General features: G+C 70.8%; 1 protein-coding gene. It reads left to right on the forward strand.

All coding sequences use genetic code 11. From position 1 onward, the window contains the following. On the forward strand, nt 1-318 hold a 318-nt coding region (locus AC066S_RS39355), incomplete at its 5' end, for a c-type cytochrome (protein ID WP_478271989.1). Nucleotides 319-455 lie beyond the last annotated feature (137 nt).

Genomic DNA, 455 nt, shown 5'->3' on the forward strand with positions numbered 1-455 from the left:
CAGAACGCCTGCGCCGTCTGCCACGAGGCCGGCAGCGGTCCGACGCTGTTCGGCGCGAAGCCGCAGCTGGGCCTCAACACCAACCTGCACGCCGCCACGCCGGACAACCTGGTCCAGGTGATCCTGCACGGCATCCAGGAGCCGGCCGACGGCGCCCTGGGGTACATGCCGGGCTTCCGCGACAGCCTGAACGACCGGCAGATCGCCGACCTGCTGGGTTATCTGCGCGCCCGGTTCGCACCGGAGGAGAAGGCGTGGCCGCAGGAGACGGAAACGGTCCGCCGGCTGCGGGCCACGGCGCATGCGGGCGCGCCATGACCCGTTGGGCCGGTGACGGCCCGGCGGCAGCAAGCGGTGCCGCGAAGAACAAAAAGGGAAAGGCCGGGAGGAAGGTTTTTTGCGATCGGCCCCTTCGGGTGGCGCCGGAGGGCTCGATCGCGCCAGGGGTTTTCCAG

This window comes from Bradyrhizobium sp. CFUWI (genome assembly GCF_056429085.1).